The sequence below is a fragment of the Microcoleus sp. T3_B1 genome (assembly GCF_036700445.1).
Classification (GTDB): Bacteria; Cyanobacteriota; Cyanobacteriia; order Cyanobacteriales; family Microcoleaceae; genus Microcoleus.
In genome coordinates, this window is sequence record NZ_JAUBOX010000148.1 from 1 (window position 1) to 9,187 (window position 9,187).

Here is a 9,187-nt window from a genome sequence, read left to right on the forward strand (position 1 = left end):
TTGAATTGCCCATCAAGTGCGATGTCTGCGGTTAGCTACGCGATCGCGATTTTTTCTAACTTATTCAGCAAGCCCTAGATAAGTTTAGATAAGTTTTACAAAGCAGTCAATAAAAGAGAGTGGCGAGCGTAGAGAATCTGGTTCAACCCTATCTCGGACGATCTTATGAGTCAATAAGCCTGTCCAGAATCCGCTATCTTTTTTGAGGTTCAGGGGATTCAATGCTTTTACCATCAAGGTAAGATAGGCGTTGTCGCCCCGTCAAGGAACTCAGCTCATTTTTTTGAGTAGGTATCGATAACGTCCTAGCTCCTGAATAGAAGGAGCTAGGATATCTATGATTCATTCTAAAACGCCCTTTGTTCTGAAAAATCGTGAAATTAACGCCGTGTTTCAAGTTGGTTTTAAACATGGGGCGATGGAAAGGTACTATCGGTTACAGCATTTGGCTTGGCTGCTCTCAATAAGCCAAAGTTTCTAAAGTTTCCCGCAGATAGGAACGAACCTGCTGATCGATGGTGGCATTTTGCTGCTGACGCTCAAAATTGAGTTCTAGCTGCCAGCGTTGAAATCCTGAACTTGCGCCGATCGCGGATTTGAGACTGCCCCAGATTTCAGAATCTTCGCACAGCTCGATCGGCTCTGCGGCTTGAGGTTGTTGTGCGAGCGGTAGATAATTCGCCATATTGTTATACCTCTGTTTTAATCCCCTGTAAGGATTGAAAGCTGACCTTGACACTCTCTATTATAGATTCTTCTCTCCAAAGAGCCAACATAAAATATTCCACAACCTGCAATTAAAAATTAAATATTAAGACTATTAATAATCTCTATCCAAAGAGGGGTCTTACCTATTTTTTTACAGCATACATCTGTACAAATTAAAGTAGCTTAAACTACAATTGTCCCCCTCTTAATTTTTTATTTCACTTTTTTTCGATCGACTCTTCGGGTAGGGATGTAACGCCGTTGGTGTCAGCAGGCTTTGGGTTGACAATACTGCCGGCCGAATTCCCTATGCCGGATGCTGGCCCCATTGACTCTACGCGTGCCGCCACAGCGGCAGTTGTCTCGGCTGCCAAAGCCGGCAAAAGTCGATCGACTTGCCAAGGTGCGATCGTAAAATCCTGCCGAATTTTTTCTAAAACATGAGGCTTTGTCGCTGCAAATTCTGATTCCGGCGTCAGCAAAACCGCCATGACACTAGCCGACACCTGCAAAAACAAATTGCTAGCTAAAAAAGCAGCAACTGCCAACAACAATCCAGCCACTCGCCAGGAAGGAGGAAAGGGAGCAACCGTTGCCGCGAGGGGAGCCAATCGGTAGAGTTGCCACAAAATTATTGCCAGCAAAACAGCGATAAAAAGAGCGATTCCTTGATTTAACTTAGTTTTAAACCGAGTCAGAAGCCGGTGCTGCACAGAAGTTAAATTCTGCGGTTTCACCGCCACAACTAAAATGCTAAAAATGTAAAAAGGGCGGAACCACTGCATCCACAGCACAGGAAAAATACCTGCTACAGCCACTAAAAACATTTCTAACCAGACAGGGAGCAGGGGAGAACCCACTGCGAGTCCCAGCAAGCACACTCCCAGGAATATCGGCAGTGTAGCCGCCCCAGAAAGGTGAATCCACAAAAAAGGATCTGACCAAAAAGAACGCACTTTAAATAATTATGAGTTATGAATTAGGAGTTTTGAATCTTGGATTTTGAGATTTTGGGATGCACTCTTGACTCTGAAATCCGATGCCAGGAGTAAATATTTAGCTATCAAACCGAGGACTTACAAGCAGAAATCTGGTTTATTTCGGTAATTCTTATTTGAGGGAGCGAATTTTAAATTTTAAGCAAGGGTAAAGACGATTAGGAAGTTCTTAATTCCTTCTTCCTTCTTCTTTCGGTCAACTGTCAACTGTCAACTGTCAACTGTCAACTGTCAACTGTCAGATGAGTTTGGGAGTATTGAGTGAAGAGAAGAGTGGCGAGCGATCGGCAATTTGGTTGCGATCGCTCAAAAATTCTCTTCCCTCTCAACACTCACAACTCAAAACTATTGAGAGAGAGTCCGGCGTTTAGTAACCATCCGGTAGGCTTCAATAATATCGCCATCCGCCCAGTCGCTAAACCCGCTCAAAGAAATGCCGCATTCAAAGCCAGCATTGACTTCCTTGGCATCTTCCTTCATCCGTTTTAGGGAGTCGAGGACACCTTCATAAACGACATTGTTGCCGCGGCGCACCCGCACCTTACAGTTACGGATGACTTTGCCAGAGAGTACCATACATCCAGCCACAGCCCCGCGACCGATCGCAAAGACAGCGCGCACTTCGACTTGACCCAAAGGTTCTTCCACCAATTCGGGTTCCAGCAGACCTTCCATCGCCCCTTGAATGTCATCCAAGAGGTTGTAGATGATGCTATATTCCCGCACGTCTACGCCAGCTTGGTCAGCCGCGAGGCGAGCGTCGGTGGCCAGAGTAGTATTGAACCCGATAATTACAGCATTACTGGCTGCAGCGAGGTCAATATCCGTTTCTGTAATTTCCCCAGGAGCAGATAGCAGCAGTCGGAGTTGAACTTCTTTTTGAGGAAGTTGAGTCAGAGCGCCGACAATTGCTTCGAGGGAGCCTTGGACATCTGCCTTCAAGATCAAGTTGAGTTCCTTGAGAACGCCTTCCTTAGCTTGTTGAGAGAAGCCGCTGAGGCTGATCCGGCCGCCTTGCAGCAGGCGTGAATCTCGTCGGGAGGTAGCTCTTCCGCTTGCGATCGCCGCAGCTTCTTTTTCGTTTGCGAAGACATCAAACTCGTCTCCGGCGCGAGGAACTTCCCGCAGCCCTAGCACTTCCACCGCGAAGGATGGAGTTGCGTGTTCTACGCGATCGCCCCGGTCATCGATCATTGCGCGCACCTTGCCCAAAGCCGAGCCTGCGACCACAATATCGCCCACTCGCAGAGTGCCGTTCTGCACCAGCAGAGTTGCCACAGGCCCCCTTGCCTTGTCGAGGTGAGCTTCAATCACAGTACCCTTAGCCGGTCGGTGCGGGTTGGCGTTGAGGTCTTCCATTTCCGCGACTGTCAGAATCATTTCCAACAGCGTATCCAGGTTTTCGCCTCGGATCGCGCTGACTGGAACCATCGTGATATCGCCGCCCCAGTCATCTGCGACCAAGCCGTACTCAGTAAGCTCTTGCTTCACCCGTTCCGGCTGAGCACCCTCCTTGTCAACTTTATTGATAGCCACGACAATTGGCACTTTCGCCGCTTTCGCGTGGCTGATCGCTTCAATTGTCTGGGGTCGCACGCCGTCGTCCGCCGCCACCACCAAGATGGCGATGTCCGTAACCCGTGTTCCCCTAGCCCGCATCGCTGTAAAGGCTTCGTGACCGGGCGTATCCAAAAATACCACCTGCTGGCTCTTGCCTTCGTGTACCACATCCACGTGGTAAGCACCGATGTGCTGGGTAATCCCCCCAGCTTCTCCCTGAGCCACCTTGGTTTTGCGGATCGAGTCGAGCAAGGTAGTTTTACCGTGATCCACGTGACCCATAATCGTGACTACTGGGGGACGGCGTTCGAGGTATTCCAAATCCGCTTCGTCCAGCATCTCGATCACTTTGAGAGCTGGGGCTACTTTTTCTGGGGTTTCCACCTCTACGCCCATTTCTTCGGCTACCATTCTCACCGCTGGAATGTCCAGGGTTTCCGTAATATTTACCGCAATTCCTTTAGAGAAAAGCCGCTTAATAATTTCGGTTTCGGGAACAGCCAGAGTAAGTGCTAGTTCTTGAACAGTCATCGGCCTGCTCAGCAGCAGCTTTTCTGGACGTTCTACCTTAGCTTCGGCTGTTTTGCCCCGGTTGCCGCGTCCCCCGCTCGAGCCTGAAGAACTTTTATCGTGAGAAGGGCCTGGTCTCTTATTTTTTCCGCTGCTTCCGGGTGCGCCCGGAGTTGGTGTTGACTTGGGTGCTGCTTGTCCCTTCGCTTTCGCTGGGCGGGCTAGGGACAGGCTGACCGTGACTGGTGCTGGCAGATCCAAGCCGTTTTCTAAGTCATCGTCATCCTCGTCTATGGGTTTGAGGCGAGAACGTTTTGCCTTAACAGCTTTAGCAGCTTTGGCAGCATCTGAGTTTTCGTCATCATCTTCTTCCCAAATGACCGATGTCTTTTTGGCAGGACGAGGGAGGGAGGGCCTTTCGAGGAGAGTAATCCCCAGCAACGGCGTATTATCTTCTTCATTGTCATCCGTGTCATCCCCTGCAGCTCCGGTGTCACCGCCGCGGCTACGCAGCCCGGTAGCTGACGTTGCGGGGGCAAGGCTCCGGCGCGGCCCACCGGGTTGGGGTCGATCGGCCAGTGGAGTTTTGACTGGGCCACCAGCGCCTTCCCGGCGCGGTATGCGCGCGTCGCGAGATTCTGTACCTCCCGGTGCAGGTCTGCTGGGGCGGCTCGGTTTAGCCGGCGCTTCCAGAGTTTCTGACTGTCCTGATTGCTCTTGCTCGCTTTTTGCAAGTTTGAGTACCGGCTTGTTCCCCAGATTTTGTGGGGTACGGCTAGCGGACTCGGACGCCCCTCTGACTGGCGGCGACGTGAGTTTGGCCGAGGGCGCGGGAGGGGCGATCGGCGGTTGCTGGATGCGTTCTGGAGCCTTTTCCGACGGCGGTTGAGGTGCCGCCGGTGCCTGAGCCTGGATGGTTGTTTCCGGGGCGATCGCACCTACAGTTTCCGACACTATTTCTGACGGAGCCGCCGACACAGCGACATTTGGCTTCGACAGTACAGGTCGATTGATATTCGGTTTAGCTGGAGGCTGGAGTTGTTGAGCTGCAGGCGACTTGGGAGGAGTTGCCACGGTTGCCGCGGGCTGGTTTTTGTTCTCCTCGTTGCCTGCAGGCTGGGAGTTTGCACCAGCCGGACGTACTTTTGGACTGCGTATTTCTAAAATTTGCTGCTTTTTTTGTTGGTCGTTAGGGTGAGGGCCAGATTCTCTAGATGGCGCGGCTGCTCTTTCGGGTGGAGCTGGCTTGCCGGGGGAAGAGTGGCTACTGGCTACGTATTTTTCCGCCGTTTTGCGAATGCGCTCTGCTTCGGATTCTGTAATTGTGCTGCTGTGGCTCTTGACTGAAATATTGAGCCGCTCGCATACTGCCAAGATGTCTTTATTATCCAAATTTAGTTCCCGTGATAATTCGTAAATTCTTACTTTGCCGTTGTTCATCCACTCTGCCCTCTTTTGTGCCAACCAGTTTTTACATTGTGATTTTTTGTGCTAATGACGACATCATTCGGTGTGATTGATTCAGTGTCAGGAATCGGGGTTTTGGTACTCGCTCAGCAATTTTATCTAAAAGATGCAACTCGCTGAAGTCGGCGGTTGAAGAATTCTCAAGTCTGTTTGGGAACTTGGAACTCCGAAGTCTGAGTTTTGGCAAAACCCACTCTCTCAAGCTTCAAAGTTTGCCTTTCCACCTTGAGGATACCTCTGCTAGTACCCTACCCTTATCTAATCTGACACAAATCTTTCCAGACTGGTGGGCAGATCGGATTGGGGTTTTATAGCTGGCGCTACCGGTAATTACTGGTAGGGCCGCCAAGAGGGTTTATACAGTCGATACCGAACTATTGTCGGTTTTTTGTCCGGCTAGGCCAGAGTAAGATGTACAGTCAGATGTGGCTAAACGCTGCCAAAGTGTTTGGTACAGTTCGTCAGACACAGACGCTTTGAGCGATCGCCCAAGTCGATTTTTTTTCTGAGCTGCTTTGAGGCATTCTGCTTCCCGACAAAGGTAAGCAGAACGGCCCATGCCACGATCTAATTGTACCTGATGAGAAGGATAGAGCCTGACTACTCGCCAAAAAGCTTCCTTTGGAGCTATTTTTCGACAACTTGCACAGCACCGGTAGTTCGGTTTCATTTCTTGTCAGAGGGGGAGTAGGGGGAGAGGCAGGGCTGTTTCATTCTGCGTAGGGGCAATCCCCCCGTGGTTGCCCCATGTCCCAAAGGTCTGTGAAATCGTCTGTGGGGGGGGTAGGCATTCTTGGCACTACAAGAGTCAAAATCGCGGTTTTCCTGAGAATGAAACCGCCCTGGGGGGAGAGGAGCGAGTAGGGGACAAGTCCTCCTTGTCTCCCGAAGATAGAAAATCTTATGACAAGGAGTCAGAAGACAGAATTCAGAATTCAAAATACGCCATGCCTCAAGTCAGGGGTAAGGGTTACGGAAAAAATTTTTTGTGCTCCACGATTAAAATCGGGGGCTTTCAACCTCGATTCTCCCTCCTGTCGCACAGAACCAATTCTGGATTCTGGCTGTTGAATTCTGAATTCTTCTTCGGTAAATGTCACAGTTTTTAGACTGCGGCTTCGGTTTCCTCCGTAGCGGCTGCCTCCTCTTCCTCAAATTCTGCGGTTTCCTCGTCGTAATCGCCTGCTTCCTCGTCGTAGTCGCCTTCTAGTTCTTCGAGCCTGGTTGCTTCTGCTGCCAATTTGCTGTCTTCGGCGGCGCGATCGTACTTAGCAATATCTTTGATATCGATTTTCCAACCTGTCAGGCGGGCTGCGAGACGGACGTTCTGACCTTCTTTGCCAATGGCAAGACTCAGTTGGTCTTCAGCGACCAAAATGTGAGCTCTCCTGCCTTCTGGAGCAACTAAACGCACTTCATCTACTCTAGCGGGACTCAGAGCGTTAGCAATATAAGTTGCTGGGTCTGGAGACCAGCGGATCACGTCGATTTTTTCGCCACGCAATTCGTTGACTACTACCTGAATCCGCGATCCCCGCGCTCCGATGCAGGCTCCTACAGGGTCTACGTCGCGATCGAGAGTATCAACTGCTATTTTAGTCCGGGGGCCGACGTGCCGGGAGGGCGGATTTGCCTCCCTGGCTACGGCGACAATCCTCACCACCCCGTCTTCTATTTCTGGTACTTCGTTAGCAAACAGGTAAACCACCAAACCTGCGTCCGCTCTAGAAACAAGTAACTGCGGCCCTCTAGTAGAGCCTTCGCCTACTTTCTTGAGATAAACCTTGAATGTAGCGTTTGCCCGGTAATTGTCGTTGGGCAACTGTTCGCGCTTAGGGAGTTCGGCATCTACTTCTGGCTGACCGAAGCTGCTGGTAACTGCTAAAATTACCGACTGCCTCTCAAACCTGAGCACTCTTGCTTGAAGAACTGTTTCTTCTAAATCTTTAAACTCTTCTTGAATCATTTTGCGCTGTTGGTCGCGCAGTTTTTGAGCGAGAACTTGTTTGGTCTGGATCGCGGCCATGCGACCAAATTCTTTTTGATTTGGTGTTACATCTACGAGCACGATGCTCCCCGGCTGAGCTTCCGTGGCTACTTCTTGCACTTCCGAAAGTGAGATTTCGTGATCGGGATTGATGACTTCTTCGACAATAGTTTTGTTGGCTAAAACGCGGAAACCTTCTTGTTCTGCGTCGAGTTCTACATCAAAGTTGTCGAAGTATTCTTCGCTGAAGTGATCCAGTTTTTGGGTACGGCGGTAGCGTTCGTATCCTTTGAGCAGGGCTTCTCGCAAGGCTGCTTGGACGGCGTGTTTGGGTAAATTGCGTTCTTTGCTAATGCCTTCGACCATTTCTTTTAGTCCGGGCAGGGGAACCATTGACATATAAAACTCTCCTTTTTTGCTGTGGTAATAAGTAACTGGTAATCGGTAATTGGTACTGGGAAATTATCGAGAAAGAGTGATGACCAATGATTGATGAGTTACTGGATAGGATTAGGGAAGCTAGGTGCTGTAACAATTTATTTGTTGTTCCTCTTCAACCCGCTGCTACAGATGTGATTGTTAAAAATTAACTCGCAGCCAAGCGTTTTCAGCTTGCTGCGAGGCAATCTCAAAACTCAAATCGGGCGGGCACAGGGGCACCGCCCCTACAACTCAACACTCAAAATTTCCCTTTACATCTCCTTTCCTTCGTCTAGTTCAACTTTGACAATCTGAGGGCGGGGAATTTTAACCTGTCGCCCTTTTTGATTGAGATAAACCGCTGTTTCATCCCGGCCCACGAGTAGGCCTTTCCACTCTTTGATTCGCGAGTCGGGTTCGGTGGTTTTTGCTGTCACGGGGAAACCTTTAAAGGTAATAAATTCTCGATCGCTGCTGAGCAATCGGGATATTCCGGGACTGGAAATCTCTAGCACGTAGGCATCGGGTATGATGTCGGCTGCCTCTAACTCGGCATCGAAGGCTGTGCTCATGCGCTCGCAGTCGGCTAAACCAGTGTCTTGTTGGAGGTTGCGGATGTCTACCCGCAAGACGGGAGGGTTTTGGTTGGTGTGAAACACTGCTCCCACTACTTCCAATCCCAGTGTTTCCGCAACGGGGGTAGCTAAGTCAATGATTTGTGGGATTAGGGGATGAGTCATATCGAATACTTAAGTTAAAACTCCTAAACTCGGACACGGCAAGGAAAAATTTGTTGTTGAGATTGCTTGGTTTTGAGGTGGTTTGATTAGGTGGCTGCGACTTTCGTCTTCAACTTTGGGACTTACCCGACATCCCAGCAGGGATCTCAAGCGGGGGGATTACCCCTACTAAATCAGTCCTCAACTTGCAAGTCAGACGCCCTGAGCTCTTTTCCTGCGACTAATGCAACAAAAAAAGTGGGCTTGACCCACTCCTAGGTAAAACAATTTCTTCCAAGAAGTTTGAGGACTTCTTCCGATCGAAGGCAGGCCTCAGTTCTCAGTTTAGCTCGATCGCCCGCCCGGTGACAAACCGATCGCCATCGGCGGACTGTCCGAGGGCAGAAGGGGGGAGCTGACAGGGGGAATAAGGACGACTTCATCACCGTTTTGGAGTGGGGTGGGGCGAGGGCAAATTCCTGGTTGATAGCTGGCAAAAGTATAGTCATTTATAGACCTGGGAGGCGTTAAGCCCCTCCCCTTTCACTTTTACTTTGAGCGGATTGACCCGCCTCGGCTGAACTACGCAGCTCCCTATCCCATTGCTAAACGCATTTGGGATTGCTTTTCTGAGAATGTTATACGCTGCGTTCACGTCAGAATTAATTAACTGACCAGTCGATGTTTTGTACAAACCTCGCTTGATCCGTTTACCAGTGAACACAGGCTCTTTTTCTGTTTTTCCATAAACAGGAATTGGGTCTAAACCTAAAAAACTGGAGCGGGATGTGTAGGATTCTTCCTGCACAATTACTGTG

General features: G+C 50.0%; 8 protein-coding genes and 1 pseudogene. 1 reads left to right on the top strand and 8 read right to left on the bottom strand.

The genetic code is table 11. The features are described from left to right. Positions 1 to 460: 460 nt before the first annotated feature. Together QT990_RS34740 and QT990_RS34745 are read right to left on the bottom strand one after the other, a co-directional pair. Positions 461 to 685, bottom strand: a complete 225-nt coding sequence (locus tag QT990_RS34740; protein WP_333309025.1) for a hypothetical protein — start codon at positions 683 to 685, stop codon at positions 461 to 463. 241 nt (positions 686 to 926) lie between these two features. Further along, positions 927 to 1,664 (bottom strand): low-complexity tail membrane protein, encoded by a 738-nt coding sequence (locus QT990_RS34745; RefSeq protein WP_333309023.1) that lies wholly within the window; start codon positions 1,662 to 1,664, stop codon positions 927 to 929. A 284-nt stretch (positions 1,665 to 1,948) separates the two neighbouring features. Between QT990_RS34745 and QT990_RS34750 the strand changes: the two genes are divergently transcribed. Further along, positions 1,949 to 2,077: a hypothetical protein gene (locus tag QT990_RS34750; RefSeq protein ID WP_333466347.1), complete on the top strand. Its 129-nt coding sequence runs from the start codon at positions 1,949 to 1,951 to the stop codon at positions 2,075 to 2,077. Here the strand turns inward: QT990_RS34750 and infB are convergent. The 6 genes and pseudogenes from infB to QT990_RS34780 form a co-directional block, all read right to left on the bottom strand. Next, entirely contained in the window at positions 2,052 to 5,216 is a 3,165-nt protein-coding gene (gene infB, locus QT990_RS34755; RefSeq protein ID WP_333144207.1) for a translation initiation factor IF-2, read from the bottom strand. The two genes, QT990_RS34750 and infB, sit on opposite strands and share 26 nt — an antisense overlap. Positions 5,217 to 5,598: 382 nt before the next feature. After that, positions 5,599 to 5,913 (bottom strand): YlxR family protein, encoded by a 315-nt coding sequence (locus tag QT990_RS34760; protein ID WP_333144208.1) that lies wholly within the window; start codon positions 5,911 to 5,913, stop codon positions 5,599 to 5,601. A gap of 435 nt (positions 5,914 to 6,348) precedes the next feature. After that, on the bottom strand, positions 6,349 to 7,629 hold the full coding sequence (gene nusA / locus QT990_RS34765; RefSeq protein ID WP_333144209.1) for a transcription termination factor NusA: 1,281 nt from the start codon (positions 7,627 to 7,629) through the stop codon (positions 6,349 to 6,351). 293 nt (positions 7,630 to 7,922) lie between these two features. Beyond that, a complete protein-coding gene (gene rimP / locus QT990_RS34770) occupies positions 7,923 to 8,390 on the bottom strand; it encodes a ribosome maturation factor RimP (protein ID WP_333466348.1) in 468 nt (155 codons plus the stop codon). A 254-nt stretch (positions 8,391 to 8,644) separates the two neighbouring features. After that, positions 8,645 to 8,878, bottom strand: a complete 234-nt coding sequence (locus QT990_RS34775; protein WP_333144211.1) for a hypothetical protein — start codon at positions 8,876 to 8,878, stop codon at positions 8,645 to 8,647. Then, positions 8,875 to 9,187, bottom strand: a pseudogene (locus QT990_RS34780) (RNA-guided endonuclease TnpB family protein); the annotation flags it as partial. The gene QT990_RS34775 and the pseudogene QT990_RS34780, both read right to left, overlap by 4 nt.